Here is a 17,179-nt window from a genome sequence, read left to right as displayed (position 1 = left end):
CGTTCGGGCGATAATCACTACGTGTAGCAGGCCTACACGTAGTAAAAAGTGGCACCAGACGAGCGGATTACAGCTCTTGTTCGAATAACACCAGAATTGCTTCGTAAAGTTGTTTGACGCTGAAGCCTCTGGCTGGCGTGGTGAAGATGGTGTCATCACCCGCGATGGTGCCAAGAATACCTTCAGATTTCCCAAGTGAATCTAGCAGGCGGGCGATGAGCTGCGCGGCTCCTGGGCTGGTATGGATCACGATGACAGCGTCGTTGTAGTCCACGTCCAACACCAGGTTCTTTAGCGGGCTGGACGTAGTAGGGACACCGAGCTCGGCTGGAAGACAATACACCATCTCCATTTTTGCATTGCGCGTGCGCACTGCGCCAAATTTCGTTAGCATGCGCGACACTTTGGATTGGTTGATGTTTTCAAATCCTTCATCTTGCAATGCCTGAACAATTTCACTTTGTGAACTGAACTTCTCTTCCTTTAACAGCGCTTTGAACGCTTTAACGAGGTCTTCTTGTTTTGTCGAATTTCGCATTCTGCACCGGATTAATTGTTATGGTTAATCTTTCTATTATGCAGTTGTGTGAATTTTTATGCAATTAAATTGCGTATAATTCCAGTCGATTTCCCCAGATATGCGCTAGTTGCTGTTTTCAAAAAAATTGAGCCTCCCGGTAGTCCGAAAAATGCGTCCTTCGTCACATAAAAGTAAATCAAATGTTATCAGAATGATGTTGTTTGGATGCCACTGATCGGTGTACTGTAGCGCACTGGTTAAACGCACGTGAATGAATACCACGTTATAGCTCAATAGCTTATTAACTTTACTTACCTTTCAAACGAATGGCTGTTTTTGATTTATTATTAGAGACATAGCGTATCTTTATCTCTCATGTTATTTGCAGAAAGATAAGTAGACTAATTTTATCTTTATTTTTTACATTCTGTTTATAACCAAATGAATTCACGGCACTTTTTTATTTTACGATAATAAGGAGTTTAGGATGAAAGTTGCAGTTCTCGGAGCAGCAGGTGGTATCGGTCAGGCACTCGCACTCCTCCTCAAAACCCAGCTTCCTTCAGGTTCAGAACTATCCCTTTACGATATTGCTCCGGTAACACCGGGTGTTGCTGTCGATCTGAGCCATATTCCTACAGCAGTGAAGATCAAAGGCTATAGCGGTGAAGACGCTAAACCGGCACTTGCCGGTGCGGATATTGTGCTGATTTCTGCCGGTGTGGCACGCAAACCTGGTATGGATCGTTCCGATCTGTTCAACGTCAACGCAGGTATTGTGCGTAACTTGGTTGAACAAATTGCAGTTACCTGCCCGAAAGCCTGCATCGGTATCATTACTAACCCGGTGAACACGACCGTCGCTATCGCGGCCGAAGTGCTGAAAAAAGCCGGCGTGTATGACAAAAACAAACTGTTCGGTGTAACCACGCTGGATATCATCCGTTCCAACACGTTTGTTGCTGAGTTGAAAGGCAAACAGCCGCAGGATATTAACGTGCCAGTTATCGGCGGACACTCTGGTGTGACGATTCTGCCTCTGCTCTCTCAGGTTCCTGGTATCAGCTTCAGTGAGCAAGAAGTGGCCGATCTGACCAAGCGTATCCAGAATGCGGGCACCGAAGTTGTTGAAGCCAAAGCAGGTGGTGGATCGGCAACGCTGTCTATGGGGCAGGCTGCGGCGCGTTTTGGTTTGTCTCTGGTTCGTGCGCTGCAAGGCGAAAGCGGTGTGGTGGAATGTGCGTATGTTGAGAGTGATGGCAAGCATGCCCGCTTCTTCGCTCAGCCGATTCTGTTAGGTAAAGATGGCGTCGCCGAGCGTAAAGACATTGGCGCATTAAGTGCGTTTGAGCAAAATGCACTGAACAGCATGCTGGATACGCTGAAGCAGGATATTGAGCTAGGCGAGACGTTCATCAAGAATTAATTACCCGTCATACTTCAAGCTGCATGTGCGTTGGCTTTCCTCGCTCGCCCCAGTCACTTACTTATGTAAGCTCCTGGGGACTCTCTGCGTCGCCGCCTTCCTGCAACTCGAATTATTTAGGGTATTATTGAATGTTAATAATACGCAGAATAAAAAGCCGGAGATGTCGATCTCCGGCTTTTCTTTTTTAATCGGGGCGGATGAGTTTTTTTCTATCGATAAGCTCATTGGTTTCTGGATTGTAATATCGGCTGGGCCAAATCTCTGATGGGTGAATACTTAGCGCATCGGCGATAAGCCATTCCCCTTTGGGCCAAGGGCGTGATAATGCGTTAGCTAGTGTAGATGAGCTTAATCCGGCCGCTCGCGATACTGCCGCCAGCGTCGTATTTTTCTTGCGCAGTGCAGCAATGATATCAGCAGGATGCCAGTCTTGTTTCCTTAAAATCATAATCCTTCCCTTATTTGCTATAAGACGACTGTAGATTAGTGGTATAAATAACGGATGTTAGTTATATGCCGAGCTAACATGACATTATTATTTGGAAATAATATAGCATTAATTTTCCTTAAAATTCTCAATTAATTTCCAAAATAAATGCGTTTTTGTTAGGGATGGCACTATCAGGATGAAAGGCAATGAAAAAAGAGTGGTTTGCTACCAGCGAATTGGTTGGAGTCGGCGGCCTTCCGAAATCAAGACAAGGATTGAATAAGCGCGCCCGCGAAGATGGATGGGAGAAACGTCGCCGTAAAGGCGTCCAGGGAAGGGGAGTGGAGTACTCAATTAACAGCTTGCCGGAGACGGTAAGAAAGTCCCTATTACTCGAAATCGAGCCTTCCGCCTACTCGGCGAGACAGCCTGCGGCACTGGCCGTATGGATGCAGATCTATCAGCAACTATCTGAAAAAGAAAGAGATGAATTAATTGCTTATATCCTACGGGTCGGGGTGTCTACTACGCTGAGCCAGTTGGGTATTACGCCATTAGATGGGGACGTTGTCTCATCTATAGAGATTGACTGACTTACCACTAATACGTGCTCTGATCGCTAATCTTAGCGATAGAGAAGAGTCTGGGGTGTCTTTTGTTTTGTCGCATTGTTCTGGCCGCTATGTTGTGGCATTGCGCTGGATTTAATCATTTCTTCTATTACTTAGGTGTGTCGATAACGCGTAAAAGTTAGCGGTTTAGGTAATTATAGTCTATTATATGGAAACTTTTGGGCGAGTTGACGTAATGCCTGTTCAAAACAAACAAGGGAGTGACGAGTATGGACAAAGAATGGTTTGCAACAAGTGAGCTGGTCGGCGTAGGTGGATTGCCTAAGTCACCGCAGGGGCTGAACAAACGAGCACGAGACGACGGTTGGGAAAAGCGCCGACGGAAAGGGGTTCAAGGGCGTGGCGTCGAATACTCTATTCGCAGTTTGCCGAATGAAGTCAGAAACTCTTTGCTGGTGAAAGAGAATCCGCCAACAGAATATTATCGTATCGATAATGAGCCGACCCTGCTGTCATCATGGGTGCATATTTTCCATCAGCTATCCGTTGATGAACGTGCCCAACTGATTAATTTCATCTTGCGTGAAGGCACAATAGCAATGTTGTCTCGATTGGATGATGCCACCATCGATCAAACTGCCTAATTTGTTGAGCGAGTAGCGCTGCAAGGCAGCGCTACTTAGACTGAATCAATATTTTTGCCAGGAAAAATCTAACACCACGTTAGAAATCGCGCTGTACGGCTAAGTGGGCAAGTCCTTCAAGTGCCACACGGTATGGCGTGTCTGGTAGTAACTGTAGCGCACTGATCGCCTTATCCGCCTCTTCTTCTGCACGCTGGCGTGTATAATCGAGTGAACCGCATTGCTGCATTGCAGCCAGAACCGGTTCCAGCAGATGGCGCCCGTTTCCTTCTTCAATCGCAGTGCGAATCAGCGAGCTCTGTTCTGCATTACCATTACGCATGGCGTGCAGCAGCGGCAGCGTTGGTTTGCCTTCATTAAGGTCATCGCCTGTGTTTTTGCCTAGCGTTTTGCCGTCTGCACTGTAATCTAGCAAATCGTCAATTAATTGGAATGCAGTGCCTAGATAGCGACCGTAGTCCTGAAGTGCTTTTTCTTGCTCTGGCGTCGCGCCTGCAAGGATAGAGGATGACTGCGCTGCGGCTTCAAATAAACGTGCCGTTTTGCTGTAAATGACGCGCATGTAACTCTCTTCTGTGATATCCGGGTCGTTGCAATTCATTAACTGCAAGACTTCCCCTTCGGCAATCACGTTTACCGCTTCTGACATCAGCGCCAGCACACGTAACGATTCAAGGCTGGTCATCATCTGGAAGGCGCGGGTATAGATAAAATCTCCAACCAGCACGCTTGCCGCGTTGCCAAAGGCAGCATTGGCCGTTGCTTTACCCCGGCGCATGTCGGATTCGTCTACCACGTCATCATGCAGCAGCGTTGCGGTATGAATAAATTCGATCAGTGCGGCGACAGTGACATGTTTATTCCCGTCATAGGCAAGGGCTCTGGCTGCAAGCACCGCGATCATCGGACGTATCCGTTTTCCACCACCGCTGATGATGTAATGCCCAAGCTGGTTGATCAAAACGACGTCGGAATTCAGTTGTTCAAGAATGACTTTGTTAACAGCCGCCATATCCTGCGCGGTTAATGTTGTAATTTGTTCTAGATTCATGGTTTATGCCAACGTATGTCTTCAACACTGCCGTAAGATTGCTGTTGCATATCGGCAAGATGGAACTTATTAAGCAGATTGTACTTGAAAAATGAGAGAGATAAACGGCAGTTCATACGTTGTATTCTTTTTCTTCACATCCGTTGATTATGCACTTGTCATCCTCAGTATTTTTGCGTAGAATTCGCGCCCTATTATGAATATTTATAGCGCGCTCTGAAACCTATTAACGGGTGCGCGGAAAGCGGAGTTTTATATGTACGCAGTTTTCCAAAGTGGTGGTAAACAACACCGAGTAAGCGAAGGACAAACCGTTCGCTTGGAAAAGCTGGACATCGCAACTGGTGAAGCCGTTGAGTTTGACCAAGTTCTGATGGTTGCTAATGGTGAAGAAATCAAAATCGGCGTTCCTTTCGTCGATGGCGGTAAAATCAAAGCTGAAGTTGTTGCTCACGGTCGTGGCGAAAAAGTGAAGATCGTTAAGTTCCGTCGCCGTAAACACTACCGTAAGCAAGCAGGCCACCGTCAGTGGTTCACTGACGTGAAAATTACCGGCATCAGCGCTTAAGATTAGGAGAGCGGATTAAATGGCACACAAGAAAGCTGGCGGTTCAACCCGTAACGGTCGTGACTCTAACGCACAACGTCTGGGCGTAAAACGTTTTGGCGGCGAAAGTGTACTGGCTGGCAACATCATCGTTCGTCAACGTGGTACCAAATTCCACGCAGGAACTAACGTTGGTTGCGGGAAAGATCATACTCTGTTTGCTTTGACTGATGGTAAAGTTCAGTTTGAAGTTAAAGGCCCAAAAAACCGTAAATTTATCAGCATCGTTGCTGAATAATTTTTCGCGTTAGGTCTTACGGATTTAAGCCCCGCAATTCTTTGCGGGGCTTTTTACATTCTGATTCTGAGTAAACCACCTGGATAAGTATGAATACTAAACAGCAGATGGGTATCGGTCTTTGTCTGGCGCTTACCACGGCTGTTTGTTGGGGAGCGTTGCCGATAGCTATGAAACAGGTTCTGGTGGTGATGGAACCTTATACAATTGTTTGGTATCGCTTTCTTATCGCATCGATTGGGCTTGGCATTATTTTGTCATCCCGTAAGAAGTTACCCCCAATGCGGGTTTTCCGTCATCGGCGTTGGTGGGTTCTGCTGCTGATTGCTACGGCGGGACTGTTAGGCAATTTTGTTTTCTTTAGCTCATCCCTACAATATCTGAGCCCGACGGCGTCTCAGGTCATTGGACAGCTTTCCCCGGTTGGAATGATGTTCGCCAGCGTACTCATCCTGAAGGAAAAGATGCGTGGCACGCAGATCATTGGCGCGATCATGCTGATCTGTGGCCTAATTCTTTTCTTTAATACCAGTCTGATTGAGATTTTTACTCGGTTAACGGACTACACGCTGGGCGTATTGTTGGGCGTTTGCGCCTCGGCAGTATGGGTATCCTATGGTGTAGCGCAGAAAGTCCTGCTACGGCGTCTGACATCGCAGCAAATTCTGTTTCTGCTATATGTTCTATGTGTTGTCTTTATTACGCCTTTTGCCAAGCCCGATGTTATTTTTCAACTTAGTGGGTGGCAACTTATCTGCCTGTTATTCTGCGGTGCGAATACATTAATTGGGTATGGCGCGCTTGCGGAGGCGATGGCTCGCTGGCAGGCGTCGCAGGTTAGCGCGGTCATTACGTTAACACCGCTGTTTACGCTGTTGTTTTCCGATCTACTGGCGTTAGGGTGGCCGACTTTTTTTGCTGCGCCGGTGCTGAATTGGGTTGGTTATGTAGGAGCCTTTGTCGTGGTTGCTGGCGCTATGTTTTCCGCTATCGGGCATCGTTTTCTTCCTGGAAAAAAGGAACCCGTGCCACCATTGATGGCGCAAAAGTAGATTAAATAAGGTGTATTGCGGTGGGTTACAGGCGTTTTTTGACATACAGCATGCACTGTTTATTTTTAATACAGATGAAATTATTGGAGCAGGCAGGTACAATCCTGCTCCTTTGCTGGAATGCGTTCTGGTGCGTCAGTTTTTTAATGGTGGGTAAAAATATACTACCTACCGTAAAATCAAAAAGTTACGCCAAAGAGAACCAATAACAAGCCTAAAACACGTAGATATTCTCTATTGGTTTTTTGCGGAGAGAATCAATGAAGTTTGTAGATGAGGCCACAATTCTCGTTGTGGCGGGCGATGGCGGTAACGGTTGTGTTAGCTTTCGCCGTGAAAAATATATTCCTAACGGTGGCCCGGATGGTGGTGACGGCGGTGATGGCGGTGACGTTTATCTGCTGGCAGACGAAAACCTGAACACGCTGATCGACTATCGTTTTGAAAAATCCTTCCGCGCTGAGCGGGGGCAAAATGGACAAAGCCGCGACTGTACCGGTAAACGCGGTAAAGATATTACAATTAAAGTCCCTGTTGGTACCCGTGTTCTGGATCAGGGTACTGGCGAGGTGCTAGGTGATATGACGCGCCATCAGCAGAGTTTGATGGTGGCGAAAGGTGGCTGGCACGGTTTAGGTAACACGCGTTTTAAATCGTCCGTCAACCGTGCTCCCCGTCAGAAGACCAGCGGCACGAAAGGCGAAGAACGTGAACTGACGTTGGAGCTGCTGTTGTTAGCTGACGTGGGTATGCTTGGCTTACCTAACGCAGGTAAATCGACCTTTATCCGTGCTGTATCAGCGGCGAAGCCGAAAGTGGCCGACTATCCGTTTACCACGCTGGTACCTAGCTTGGGTGTGGTTCGTATGGATAGCGAGCAGAGTTTTGTTGTGGCAGATATTCCTGGGTTGATCGAAGGGGCATCCGACGGCGCCGGGCTGGGGATTCGTTTCCTGAAGCACCTTGAACGTTGCCGTGTACTGCTGCATTTGGTTGATCTGGCGCCGATCGATGAATCAGATCCGGTTGAAAATGCCAAAATCATTATCAACGAGTTAGAGCAGTATGGCGCTGGTTTGGCAGAAAAACCGCGTTGGCTGGTTTTCAATAAGGTTGACTTGATCGACAAGGCTGAAGCAGAACAACGTGCCAAAGAGATTGCGGCCGCGCTTGGTTGGGATGACAAATACTATCTGATTTCTGCGGCAAACCGTGAAGGCGTGACTCCACTTTGCTGGGATGTGATGAGCTTCCTGAAAGCCAACCCGAAAATAACGGCGATTGCCGAAAGTGCGCCGGAAAAAGTTGAGTTCATGTGGGATGACTATCACCGTGAACAACTGGCTGAAGTAGAAAAAGAAGCCGAAGAAGAGTGGGATGATGACTGGGACGATGAGGATGATGAAGGTGTTGAGATTATCTATCAAAAGTAATCCCTCCTTCTGTTAGTCGATTCTCGTCTATCGCGGCCTTATCCTGACAGGATAAGGCCGTATTCTTATGTTAGTTGCTCTGATAAATGTCTTTGTAGAGGCGGCTTTCAAATCTCACCAGAGGGACGCGACGTGCGCGCTGGTCTTCTGGCGGAACGGCATAGCCTGACAAGAACTGAACGAATGCCATACGCTGGCCGCTCGCGGTGGTAATGAAACCAGCCAGATTGTATACGCCCTGCAAGGCTCCTGTTTTAGCCGAAACCTTGCCATCAACGCCCGCTTCATGCAGGCCGCCACGATAACGTAACGTACCGTCATAGCCGGAAAGCGGAAGCATCGTGATATAATTCAGCTCATTATCGTGCTGCGCGATGTACTGTAATACTTGCATCATCGTTTCCGGTGAAATCAGGTTGTGTCGTGACAGGCCCGAACCGTCAACAACAATACTATTTCCTAAATCCACACCTGCTTTCTGACGCAGAATCTGGCGCACAGCATCTGCACCTGCACGCCACGTTCCCGGTACACTAAAACGTTCATGCCCAATGGTGCGAAAGACCGTGTCGGCAATCATGTTGTCGGATTTTTTTAGCATGATAGTGAGAAGATCATGCAGTGGCGCTGATTGCGTCTGGGCAAGCACGCTTCCCGCTGCACTTGGCTGTGTCTGTCGGCGCAGGCTGCCTTTAATGCGGATATCTGCCTGCTGTAATTCATCTTTAACGATCGCGCCGGCATAGCTGGCCCCATCCTGAATAGCGAATGCCAGTGGAAGGGGCTCTGTACGCTGAGTCAAACAGCCTGTGAGCGTAAAGCGATTTAATTCTCCAGGAACCACATCTAGTTCGCAGTATTGCGCATCGGAAGCGCCTTTCGCCAGCGTGCGCACCTCGCTGAACATTTGCACTGGATAATAGGATGCAACGCGGATGAATGCGTTATCACCCGCTTTAGGCGCACTGTAGAGCGAAACGGAAAAACAGTTACGATCGACAATAGCAGCCCCCGGCGGGGCGCTGAAACACTGTGTCATGTCGTTCCAAGGCCAGCCTGGTGCTTTATCGTGGCTAGCAAAAACGGAGGTATCGATCAGCACATCACCTGCGATTTCCCGTATTCCTCGTTTCCTTAATTCCTGCACCATATTCCGTATCTGCTGGCGTTTCAGGGTTGGGTCACCGCCAAACCGTACGATAAGGTTGCCGTTCAGAATTCCGCTGGTGACAGAGCCATGGCTTTCCATCGAGGTGATGAATCGATAATCTGGACCCAATTGTAGTAATGCAGCTAATGCGGTTATCACCTTTTGTGTACTGGCGGGAAGCGCCATTTGTTGGCTATTGAAGGCCATGCTGGGTGTTGTTGCGCCAACTTTCTGCACCAATAACGCCAAATTGGCGCCATCTGGCAGATATTGACGATGATCCTCAACAGAAGCTGCATTGGCATGCAGAACAAAAGCGCAGGCAAGTCCGGTAACAATCGATGAAAAACGCATAATCTCAGCTAAGAACGGGGTAACGTGTGGTCATACTACGGCGCAATAAGGTCTAAAGTAAACGATGACCCTCATTGAACTCTGGGGTAAAATACGTATCAAAATGCAAAACCGCTGCTAGCCTGGAAATTTTGTTCCGGGGCTGGTTGCTTTTGTTTTATGTCCAGTGAGGACTGGCACGTTGCAGAGACTCCGTCGCCTTTGATTTTTAGCGCGTCAGGATGACGATTATTTGAGTCTTACAGACTTTTTTAGAGGTATAGACATTATGAAACAATTTCCGATGACGTTGCGCGGTGCTGAAAAATTGCGCGAAGAGCTTGATCACCTGAAATCTGTGCGCCGGCCTGAAATTATTGCGGCGATTGCTGAAGCGCGTGAGCATGGCGATCTGAAAGAAAATGCAGAATATCATGCTGCACGTGAGCAACAGGGCTTTTGTGAAGGGCGTATTCAAGATATTGAAGCCAAACTGTCTAACGCACAGGTTATCGATGTCACGAAAATGGCCGCAAACAACGGGCGTGTTATTTTTGGTGCAACTGTGACGGTGATGAATCTGGATAACGATGAAGAGCAAACCTACCGGATTGTTGGCGATGACGAAGCGGATTTTAAGCAAAATCTGATTTCTGTTAACTCTCCCATCGCGCGTGGTCTGATCGGCAAAGAACAAGATGACGTTGTGGTCATTCGTACGCCGGGCGGCGATGTGGAATACGAAGTTCTGAAGGTCGAATATTTATAAATTTTGCCATATTGTTGATTAAAACAGCAAAAATTGTAAAGAAAAGAAAAAGGCCGCTTGCGGCCTTTTCTCTAACCGAGAGGCATGGCACCTTTCCGTTAAAACCGAGTATCCTGAAATAAAAAGTGTTATCGTGGTAACACAATTTTACGTTCTTTCGCAGGACGGTAGAGTACCAGCGTATGGCCAATAACTTGAACGTTAGCGGCGCCTGTTTCGCGAACAATCGCTTCAACAATCAAGGCCTTGGTTTCGCGATCTTCTGTCGCTACTTTTATCTTGATCAGTTCGTGATGCGATAATGCTTGTTCGATCTCAGCCAGAACACCTTCGGTGAGACCGTTATTGCCTAGCATGACAACCGGTTTTAACGGATGGGCCAAGCCTTTCAGGTGTTGTTTTTGTTTATTACTTAGGTTCATTGTCTTTTTTACTTAGGTTGGGATTGAAAACGGGTCATTCTACCGCCATCTCATGATTATAACCAATTTGACTGTTCTGATTGGTAATATGTGAGAAGTTTCTCCCCACCACGAGCGTGTTACTGAGAATAGTTGGAAAATCGATGGCGAATAAAAAGCGTTCTGCAAGTTCCAGTCGCTGGTTGCAGGAACACTTTAGCGATAAATATGTGCAGCAGGCCCAGAAAAAAGGGCTGCGCTCACGTGCTTGGTTTAAACTTGACGAAATACAGCAGGGCGACAAACTGTTTAAACCTGGCATGACGGTTGTAGATTTAGGCGCTGCACCGGGAGGCTGGTCGCAATATGTGGTCACGCAAATTGGTGGAAATGGTCGAATCATCGCGTGTGATATTTTACCGATGGACCCGATTGTTGGCGTCGATTTCCTGCAAGGGGACTTTCGTGATGAACAGGTCCTCAAAGCTTTGCTCGAAAGAGTTGGCGATAGCAAAGTTCAGGTGGTGATGTCTGACATGGCCCCTAACATGAGTGGTACACCAGCCGTTGATATTCCGAAGTCGATGTATCTGGTTGAATTAGCTCTTGGTATGTGTCGAGATGTATTAGCCCCAGGCGGAAGTTTCCTGGTGAAAGTGTTTCAGGGAGAAGGCTTTGATGAATACCTGCGGGAAATTCGCTCCCTGTTTACGAAGGTGAAAATTCGTAAACCAGACGCCTCACGTGCCCGGTCTCGTGAAGTGTATATTGTAGCGACAGGGCGCAAACTGTAGTACCCTAACGCTGTTTTTTAACACAGTTGTAATATGAGGTTAATCCCTTGAGTGACATGGCGAAAAACCTAATTCTCTGGTTAGTCATCGCAGTTGTGCTGATGTCTGTTTTCCAGAGCTTTGGGCCCAGCGAGTCGAATGGCCGTAGGGTGGATTATTCAACCTTCTTGACTGAAGTGAATCAGGATCAGGTCCGTGAAGCACGTATTAATGGGCGTGAGATCAGTGTTATCAAAAAAGACAGCAACAGATACACGACCTACATTCCTGTCAATGACCCCAAGCTACTGGATAACCTGCTAACGAAGAATGTGAAAGTCGTTGGTGAGCCACCGGAAGAACAGAGCCTGTTGGCATCTATTTTTATTTCCTGGTTCCCGATGCTGTTACTGATTGGCGTTTGGATCTTCTTCATGCGTCAAATGCAAGGCGGCGGTGGTAAAGGTGCCATGTCCTTCGGCAAGAGCAAAGCACGTATGTTGACTGAAGATCAGATCAAGACGACGTTTGCTGATGTAGCCGGTTGCGACGAAGCGAAGGAAGAGGTTAGCGAGCTGGTCGACTACCTGCGCGAACCTAGCCGTTTCCAGAAATTGGGCGGTAAAATTCCGAAGGGTATTCTGATGGTCGGCCCACCGGGAACGGGTAAAACGCTGCTAGCGAAAGCGATTGCTGGCGAAGCGAAAGTACCTTTCTTTACGATTTCTGGTTCTGACTTCGTTGAAATGTTTGTGGGTGTCGGGGCATCTCGTGTTCGTGACATGTTCGAACAAGCGAAGAAAGCCGCACCTTGTATCATTTTTATCGATGAAATTGATGCCGTTGGTCGCCAGCGTGGTGCTGGTTTGGGCGGTGGCCACGATGAACGTGAGCAGACGCTGAACCAAATGCTGGTTGAGATGGATGGCTTTGAAGGCAACGAAGGCATTATTGTCATCGCCGCGACGAACCGTCCCGATGTTCTGGACCCTGCCTTGCTGCGCCCAGGTCGTTTTGATCGCCAGGTTGTGGTTGGGTTGCCAGACGTTCGCGGTCGTGAACAGATTCTGAAAGTTCATATGCGTCGCGTACCGCTGTCTCCAGATATCGATGCGTCTGTTATCGCGCGTGGAACGCCAGGTTTCTCTGGTGCGGATTTGGCTAACCTGGTTAACGAAGCCGCATTGTTCTCCGCTCGTGGCAACAAACGTGTTGTTTCGATGGTCGAGTTCGAGAAAGCGAAAGACAAAATCATGATGGGCGCAGAGCGTCGTTCCATGGTAATGACTGAAAAGCAGAAAGAGTCGACGGCGTACCATGAAGCTGGGCATGCAATTATTGGTCGTCTGGTACCAGAGCACGATCCGGTACACAAAGTGACGATCATTCCACGTGGTCGTGCACTGGGTGTGACGTTCTTCCTGCCTGAAGGTGATGCGATTAGCGCCAGCCGTCAGAAGCTCGAAAGCCAGATCTCTACGCTGTACGGTGGTCGATTGGCTGAAGAAATTATTTACGGCGTGGAACATGTTTCGACCGGTGCGTCCAATGACATTAAAGTTGCGACGTCAATTGCTCGTAACATGGTGACGCAGTGGGGCTTCTCTGAAAAACTCGGTCCATTGCTCTATGCGGAAGAAGAGGGTGAAGTATTCCTCGGTCGTTCCGTCGCAAAAGCCAAGCATATGTCAGATGAAACGGCGCGTATCATCGATCAGGAAGTCAAATCTCTGGTTGAGCGTAACTATGTGCGTGCTCGTGAACTGCTGATGGCAAATATGGATATCCTTCACTCAATGAAAGATGCGTTGATGAAGTATGAAACCATTGATGCGCCCCAGATCGACGATCTGATGGGACGTAAGAAAGACGTACGCCCGCCAGCAGGTTGGGAGGCTTCTCGCTCCGATAACGATTCAGGCAATGGTGGCGGCACACCGAAAGCCCCTACGCCAGTGGATGAGCCGCATACTCCTAATTCAGGCAGCAATCCTGGTAATACGATGTCTGAGCAAGCGGACGACAAATAATTTGCCCGTGATAGACATCTGTAACGTTACGAAACCCCAGCCTATGCTGGGGTTTTTTACTGGGAATGCTCTTGAATCACATTACACGCTAACTACACCAGAATGCGGAGGTAAATCATGCAACTGGTTGCCAGAGACTCAACGCTGGATCTTTCCTGCCCACACATCATGGGCATTCTTAACGTCACGCCAGATTCTTTTTCCGATGGTGGCAAACACAATAAGCTTGATGCGGCGTTACTGCACGTTCAGGAGATGGTTACCGCTGGCGCGACCCTGATCGATATTGGCGGTGAATCAACGCGCCCTGGGGCGGATGAGGTCAGCACAGAAGAAGAGCTGGAACGTGTGGTGCCCGTGGTTGAAGCCATTGCTAGACGTTTTGACGTATGGATCTCGGTCGATACTTCAAAACCCGAGGTGATGACGGCGTCGGCACTGGCAGGCGCGCATCTGATTAATGATATTCGTGCTTTGCAAGAGCCCGGTGCTCTGGAAGCAGCAGCAGCAACAGGTTTGCCAGTGTGTCTGATGCACATGCAGGGTATGCCGAGAACCATGCAGCACAAACCGCATTATGATGACTTACTACAGGATATCGGAAATTTTTTTCAACAGCAGATTGAACGCTGCGTGAATGCCAACATTCCGAAAAGTAAGCTATTACTGGACCCTGGGTTTGGATTCGGTAAGAATCTTGCTCATAATTACGCGCTCCTGGCTCGTTTGAGCGAGTTACACCGCTTTGAGCTGCCTCTGCTAGTTGGCATGTCGAGGAAATCCATGATTGGACAACTCCTTAATGTGCCGCCAGCACAGCGTGTTCATGGTAGCGTCGCCTGCGCAGTCATTGCGGCAATGCAAGGAGCACAGATTATTCGCGTCCACGATGTTAAAGAAACGGCTGATGCCATGCGCATTGTTGAAGCCACCCTTTCTGCCAAGGAATAAAAACAAGATGAGTAACCGCAAATATTTTGGTACCGATGGTATACGTGGCAAGGTCGGCGATACGCCTATTACACCTGACTTTGTACTTAAATTGGGCTGGGCTGCTGGGAAAGTACTCGCGCGGCATGGTTCGCGTAAAATTATTATCGGCAAAGATACTCGTATCTCTGGCTATATGCTCGAATCCGCACTAGAAGCTGGGCTCGCAGCCGCGGGGCTGTCCGCTTCTTTTACTGGCCCGATGCCGACGCCTGCGGTTGCTTATCTCACCCGCACATTCCGTGCAGAAGCGGGTATCGTTATTTCTGCTTCTCACAACCCGTATTATGACAACGGCATTAAATTCTTCTCAATTGACGGCACCAAGCTGCCAGATGACGTAGAAGAAGCGATAGAAGCTGAACTGGAAAAACCACTGACGTGTGTTGAGTCCGCAGAGTTAGGCAAAGCCAGCAGGATTGTTGACGCTGCTGGGCGTTACATCGAGTTTTGTAAGGGGACGTTCCCGAGCGAACTGAGTCTCAATGGTTTAAAAATTGTCGTCGATTGCGCCAATGGCGCTACCTATCATATCGCCCCCAGCGTATTGCGTGAGCTTGGTGCTAAAGTCATCGCGATTGGCTGTGAGCCGGATGGGATGAATATCAATGAAGAGTGTGGCGCAACGGACGTGAGGCAGCTACAGGCACGTGTACTGGCTGAAAAAGCGGATGTTGGGCTGGCCTTTGACGGCGATGGCGATCGGCTCATCATGGTCGATCATTTGGGCAACAAGGTCGATGGCGATCAAATCCTGTATATCATCGCTCGTGAAGGCCTGCGTCAAGGGCAACTACGTGGCGGTGCGGTAGGCACTCTGATGAGTAATATGGGGCTTGAGGTTGCGTTAAAGCAACTGGGTATCCCGTTTGCTCGTGCCAAGGTGGGTGACCGCTATGTGTTAGAAATGATGCAGGCAAAAGGATGGCGTATCGGTGCGGAAAATTCCGGTCATGTAATCCTATTGGATAAAACCACGACGGGAGACGGAGTGATCGCTGGTTTGCAAGTACTTACCGCGATAGTGAAAAATCATATGAGCCTGCATGACCTATGCAGTGGCATGAAGCTGTTTCCACAGATCTTGGTTAATGTACGGTTTACTGGCGAAAATGATCCGCTGGAAGATAGCAATGTGCAGCAGATTACGCAGGATGTAGAAAAAGAATTGGCCGGACGCGGACGAGTACTGTTGCGTAAATCTGGTACTGAGCCACTGATTCGCGTCATGGTTGAGGGTGAACACGAAGAGACGGTAATTGCGCTGGCTAATCGTATTGCTGATGCGGTGAAAGCCGTCAGCTGAGGTTTTTTTGATTCACCAATCAGGTAGATAAGGCTTTCGATATGTGCTTTGTGTCGAAAGCCGCTGTTTTTTTCTGCAATCAAGCTGTAGTAGCTAAATTACCCTTGCGTAGGTTACATCCTTTGGTTAGTATTCAGACCCGCTTCATAAGGGATGTCCTACACCCTGTTTAGCGGAATGACACGCGGTTTGCCGCCAGAATATAGCATCTCCATGAATCATGGGGAAAAGGTTAACGGGTACGACTATGTACGAAGCTCTATTAGTGATTTTCCTGTTAGTATCGATCGGGCTTGTTGTCTTGATCATGCTTCAACAGGGTAAAGGTGCTGATATGGGGGCCTCGTTCGGAGCAGGTGCTTCTGCCACTTTGTTCGGTTCGAGCGGCTCTGGTAATTTCATGACCCGCATGACTGCGATACTGGCGACCCTGTTCTTCATTATCAGTCTCATTCTGGGCAACTTAAGTTCGCTGCAGAAAAGAGGTGGTGCATGGGATAACCTAAGCCAGCCAGAAAAAGTGGAACAGACGACAACGCCTGTTGCACCTTCAACGCCGGCGAGTGACATTCCGAAGTAAGCGTTTTGAAGCAGTAATTGTGATGCCGTGGTGGTGGAATTGGTAGACACGCTACCTTGAGGTGGTAGTGCCCGATTGGGCTTACGGGTTCAAGTCCCGTCCTCGGTACCAACATAAAAAATAGACGCTAACAGCGTCTATTTTTTTGTCTTTAATTTCTCGCATTAACCTTACAGATGCGCCATTGACCTGCTAAGGGTTACCGTCTAGTAAGTCGATAAAGGCTTGAGGCGCGTTTCCTATCCCTCCCCAATAATATAACTCCACTGTCTTATATCTTATTTTCTCCGTGTTATAGAGGGCTGGTAGTCGGTTAAAGATTCAATGGGTTGGATTTATCTATGCTTGTAGTTTTTTAGGGAACCAGTGTGGCTACGCCCATCATTCCTGTGTCGGTTGGGCTTGGTCTATTGTCTATTAGGTGAGGCGTTCTTGGCGTGATCTTTTAGTGAAATGGGACTTCTTGCTACTCTGTGATGTTATTGAGGCTCTATTCTCTGTTACTTTGGGTGTGTTTTTCCTCGGGGAATAATTTTTACCGTGAAGGGTTACAAGATGAGTAAGTTCGTTAGATTAACCACCCTATTTATCATGCGATAAATATAAAAACGTGCAGGAAATACCTTTTTTAGTATTTAATAGTTGGGTGAGAGTGAGTTTGTGAGCTGTTTTTATATAATGTTATATGCTGGATTTCATGGTTTTAAAAATATACTTTGTTAAAGTTTAACTGATTTTTTTAATTTATATCATCCACTATTTATCTTAAATAATTATTTCTGCATGTATGCTTTATCCTTTTTATGTCTAAAAATAAAAATTCCCTGTCGTGATTTTGTTGTAAGTAAATGAAATTGTTAATTAATTTTTT

The 17,179-nt window shown here is 47.8% G+C and carries 18 protein-coding genes and 1 tRNA gene; 14 read left to right on the top strand and 5 right to left on the bottom strand.

Annotated elements, in window-relative coordinates:
- Positions 1-67 precede the first annotated feature (67 nt).
- Positions 68-538, bottom strand: coding sequence for a transcriptional regulator ArgR (gene argR, locus A6301_RS21680; RefSeq protein ID WP_012773258.1), 471 nt, complete (start codon positions 536-538; stop codon positions 68-70).
- A 469-nt stretch (positions 539-1,007) separates the two neighbouring features.
- Between argR and mdh the strand changes: the two genes are divergently transcribed.
- Positions 1,008-1,946 (top strand): malate dehydrogenase, encoded by a 939-nt coding sequence (mdh, locus tag A6301_RS21675; RefSeq protein WP_005971486.1) that lies wholly within the window; start codon positions 1,008-1,010, stop codon positions 1,944-1,946.
- Positions 1,947-2,133: 187 nt separating this feature from the next.
- Here the strand turns inward: mdh and A6301_RS21670 are convergent, their stop codons facing one another.
- Positions 2,134-2,397, bottom strand: coding sequence for a helix-turn-helix transcriptional regulator (locus A6301_RS21670; protein ID WP_005971488.1), 264 nt, complete (start codon positions 2,395-2,397; stop codon positions 2,134-2,136).
- Positions 2,398-2,585: 188 nt separating this feature from the next.
- Between A6301_RS21670 and A6301_RS21665 the strand changes: the two genes are divergently transcribed.
- Positions 2,586-2,972 carry a DNA-binding protein gene (locus A6301_RS21665; RefSeq protein WP_205540993.1) on the top strand — a complete coding sequence of 129 codons (387 nt, stop codon included), beginning with the start codon at positions 2,586-2,588 and terminating at the stop codon, positions 2,970-2,972.
- A gap of 248 nt (positions 2,973-3,220) precedes the next feature.
- Positions 3,221-3,595, top strand: coding sequence for a DNA-binding protein (locus A6301_RS21660; RefSeq protein ID WP_107170116.1), 375 nt, complete (start codon positions 3,221-3,223; stop codon positions 3,593-3,595).
- A 79-nt stretch (positions 3,596-3,674) separates the two neighbouring features.
- Here the strand turns inward: A6301_RS21660 and ispB are convergent, their stop codons facing one another.
- Positions 3,675-4,646 (bottom strand): octaprenyl diphosphate synthase, encoded by a 972-nt coding sequence (gene ispB, locus A6301_RS21655; RefSeq protein WP_234258712.1) that lies wholly within the window; start codon positions 4,644-4,646, stop codon positions 3,675-3,677.
- Positions 4,647-4,902: 256 nt separating this feature from the next.
- Between ispB and rplU the strand changes: the two genes are divergently transcribed.
- The 4 genes from rplU to cgtA all read left to right on the top strand — a co-directional run bounded on the left by rplU (position 4,903) and on the right by cgtA (position 7,976).
- Positions 4,903-5,214 carry a 50S ribosomal protein L21 gene (gene rplU / locus A6301_RS21650; RefSeq protein ID WP_010283026.1) on the top strand — a complete coding sequence of 104 codons (312 nt, stop codon included), beginning with the start codon at positions 4,903-4,905 and terminating at the stop codon, positions 5,212-5,214.
- Positions 5,215-5,233: 19 nt separating this feature from the next.
- A complete protein-coding gene (gene rpmA, locus A6301_RS21645; protein WP_005971498.1) occupies positions 5,234-5,491 on the top strand; it encodes a 50S ribosomal protein L27 in 258 nt (85 codons plus the stop codon).
- Positions 5,492-5,580: 89 nt separating this feature from the next.
- Positions 5,581-6,543, top strand: a complete 963-nt coding sequence (locus A6301_RS21640) for a DMT family transporter (protein WP_107170114.1) — start codon at positions 5,581-5,583, stop codon at positions 6,541-6,543.
- A gap of 260 nt (positions 6,544-6,803) precedes the next feature.
- Positions 6,804-7,976, top strand: coding sequence for an Obg family GTPase CgtA (gene cgtA / locus A6301_RS21635; RefSeq protein ID WP_215483491.1), 1,173 nt, complete (start codon positions 6,804-6,806; stop codon positions 7,974-7,976).
- A gap of 70 nt (positions 7,977-8,046) precedes the next feature.
- On the opposite strand, the gene dacB is transcribed toward cgtA, so the two are convergent.
- Entirely contained in the window at positions 8,047-9,480 is a 1,434-nt protein-coding gene (gene dacB / locus A6301_RS21630; protein WP_205540995.1) for a serine-type D-Ala-D-Ala carboxypeptidase, read from the bottom strand.
- Positions 9,481-9,748: 268 nt separating this feature from the next.
- Between dacB and greA the strand changes: the two genes are divergently transcribed.
- Positions 9,749-10,228 carry a transcription elongation factor GreA gene (gene greA, locus A6301_RS21625; protein WP_005971506.1) on the top strand — a complete coding sequence of 160 codons (480 nt, stop codon included), beginning with the start codon at positions 9,749-9,751 and terminating at the stop codon, positions 10,226-10,228.
- Between the two features lie 128 nt (positions 10,229-10,356).
- Here greA and yhbY read toward each other — a convergent pair whose 3' ends face one another.
- Positions 10,357-10,650 (bottom strand): ribosome assembly RNA-binding protein YhbY, encoded by a 294-nt coding sequence (gene yhbY / locus A6301_RS21620; RefSeq protein WP_107170111.1) that lies wholly within the window; start codon positions 10,648-10,650, stop codon positions 10,357-10,359.
- A 143-nt stretch (positions 10,651-10,793) separates the two neighbouring features.
- On the opposite strand from yhbY, the gene rlmE reads away from it, so the two are divergent.
- From rlmE to A6301_RS21590, 6 genes are all read left to right on the top strand, one after another.
- Positions 10,794-11,423, top strand: a complete 630-nt coding sequence (rlmE, locus tag A6301_RS21615) for a 23S rRNA (uridine(2552)-2'-O)-methyltransferase RlmE (RefSeq protein WP_107170110.1) — start codon at positions 10,794-10,796, stop codon at positions 11,421-11,423.
- A gap of 56 nt (positions 11,424-11,479) precedes the next feature.
- Positions 11,480-13,432: an ATP-dependent zinc metalloprotease FtsH gene (gene ftsH / locus A6301_RS21610; RefSeq protein ID WP_234258711.1), complete on the top strand. Its 1,953-nt coding sequence runs from the start codon at positions 11,480-11,482 to the stop codon at positions 13,430-13,432.
- A gap of 117 nt (positions 13,433-13,549) precedes the next feature.
- On the top strand, positions 13,550-14,383 hold the full coding sequence (gene folP / locus A6301_RS21605; protein ID WP_107170108.1) for a dihydropteroate synthase: 834 nt from the start codon (positions 13,550-13,552) through the stop codon (positions 14,381-14,383).
- Between the two features lie 7 nt (positions 14,384-14,390).
- The gene (glmM, locus tag A6301_RS21600; protein ID WP_107170107.1) at positions 14,391-15,728 is read left to right on the top strand and encodes a phosphoglucosamine mutase; all 1,338 of its coding nucleotides are present in this window, start codon (positions 14,391-14,393) and stop codon (positions 15,726-15,728) included.
- A gap of 247 nt (positions 15,729-15,975) precedes the next feature.
- Positions 15,976-16,308 (top strand): preprotein translocase subunit SecG, encoded by a 333-nt coding sequence (gene secG, locus A6301_RS21595; RefSeq protein ID WP_107170106.1) that lies wholly within the window; start codon positions 15,976-15,978, stop codon positions 16,306-16,308.
- A 24-nt stretch (positions 16,309-16,332) separates the two neighbouring features.
- A tRNA-Leu gene (locus A6301_RS21590) sits at positions 16,333-16,419 on the top strand.
- Positions 16,420-17,179 lie beyond the last annotated feature (760 nt).

The sequence above is a fragment of the Pectobacterium sp. IFB5596 genome (assembly GCF_021432585.1).
Classification (GTDB): Bacteria; Pseudomonadota; Gammaproteobacteria; order Enterobacterales; family Enterobacteriaceae; genus Pectobacterium; species Pectobacterium punjabense.
Note: the sequence above shows the minus strand (reverse complement) of the source record. Positions and strands in the feature narration are given on the sequence as shown.

What these genes read in the sequence shown, in the direction of transcription:
- argR (WP_012773258.1), bottom strand. Translation starts at nt 538, where the DNA reads ATGCGAAATTCGACAAAACAAGAAGACCTCGTTAAAGCGTTCAAAGCG.
- mdh (WP_005971486.1), top strand. Translation starts at nt 1,008, where the DNA reads ATGAAAGTTGCAGTTCTCGGAGCAGCAGGTGGTATCGGTCAGGCACTC.
- A6301_RS21670 (WP_005971488.1), bottom strand. Translation starts at nt 2,397, where the DNA reads ATGATTTTAAGGAAACAAGACTGGCATCCTGCTGATATCATTGCTGCA.
- A6301_RS21665 (WP_205540993.1), top strand. Translation starts at nt 2,586, where the DNA reads ATGAAAAAAGAGTGGTTTGCTACCAGCGAATTGGTTGGAGTCGGCGGC.
- A6301_RS21660 (WP_107170116.1), top strand. Translation starts at nt 3,221, where the DNA reads ATGGACAAAGAATGGTTTGCAACAAGTGAGCTGGTCGGCGTAGGTGGA.
- ispB (WP_234258712.1), bottom strand. Translation starts at nt 4,646, where the DNA reads ATGAATCTAGAACAAATTACAACATTAACCGCGCAGGATATGGCGGCT.
- rplU (WP_010283026.1), top strand. Translation starts at nt 4,903, where the DNA reads ATGTACGCAGTTTTCCAAAGTGGTGGTAAACAACACCGAGTAAGCGAA.
- rpmA (WP_005971498.1), top strand. Translation starts at nt 5,234, where the DNA reads ATGGCACACAAGAAAGCTGGCGGTTCAACCCGTAACGGTCGTGACTCT.
- A6301_RS21640 (WP_107170114.1), top strand. Translation starts at nt 5,581, where the DNA reads ATGAATACTAAACAGCAGATGGGTATCGGTCTTTGTCTGGCGCTTACC.
- cgtA (WP_215483491.1), top strand. Translation starts at nt 6,804, where the DNA reads ATGAAGTTTGTAGATGAGGCCACAATTCTCGTTGTGGCGGGCGATGGC.
- dacB (WP_205540995.1), bottom strand. Translation starts at nt 9,480, where the DNA reads ATGCGTTTTTCATCGATTGTTACCGGACTTGCCTGCGCTTTTGTTCTG.
- greA (WP_005971506.1), top strand. Translation starts at nt 9,749, where the DNA reads ATGAAACAATTTCCGATGACGTTGCGCGGTGCTGAAAAATTGCGCGAA.
- yhbY (WP_107170111.1), bottom strand. Translation starts at nt 10,650, where the DNA reads ATGAACCTAAGTAATAAACAAAAACAACACCTGAAAGGCTTGGCCCAT.
- rlmE (WP_107170110.1), top strand. Translation starts at nt 10,794, where the DNA reads ATGGCGAATAAAAAGCGTTCTGCAAGTTCCAGTCGCTGGTTGCAGGAA.
- ftsH (WP_234258711.1), top strand. Translation starts at nt 11,480, where the DNA reads ATGGCGAAAAACCTAATTCTCTGGTTAGTCATCGCAGTTGTGCTGATG.
- folP (WP_107170108.1), top strand. Translation starts at nt 13,550, where the DNA reads ATGCAACTGGTTGCCAGAGACTCAACGCTGGATCTTTCCTGCCCACAC.
- glmM (WP_107170107.1), top strand. Translation starts at nt 14,391, where the DNA reads ATGAGTAACCGCAAATATTTTGGTACCGATGGTATACGTGGCAAGGTC.
- secG (WP_107170106.1), top strand. Translation starts at nt 15,976, where the DNA reads ATGTACGAAGCTCTATTAGTGATTTTCCTGTTAGTATCGATCGGGCTT.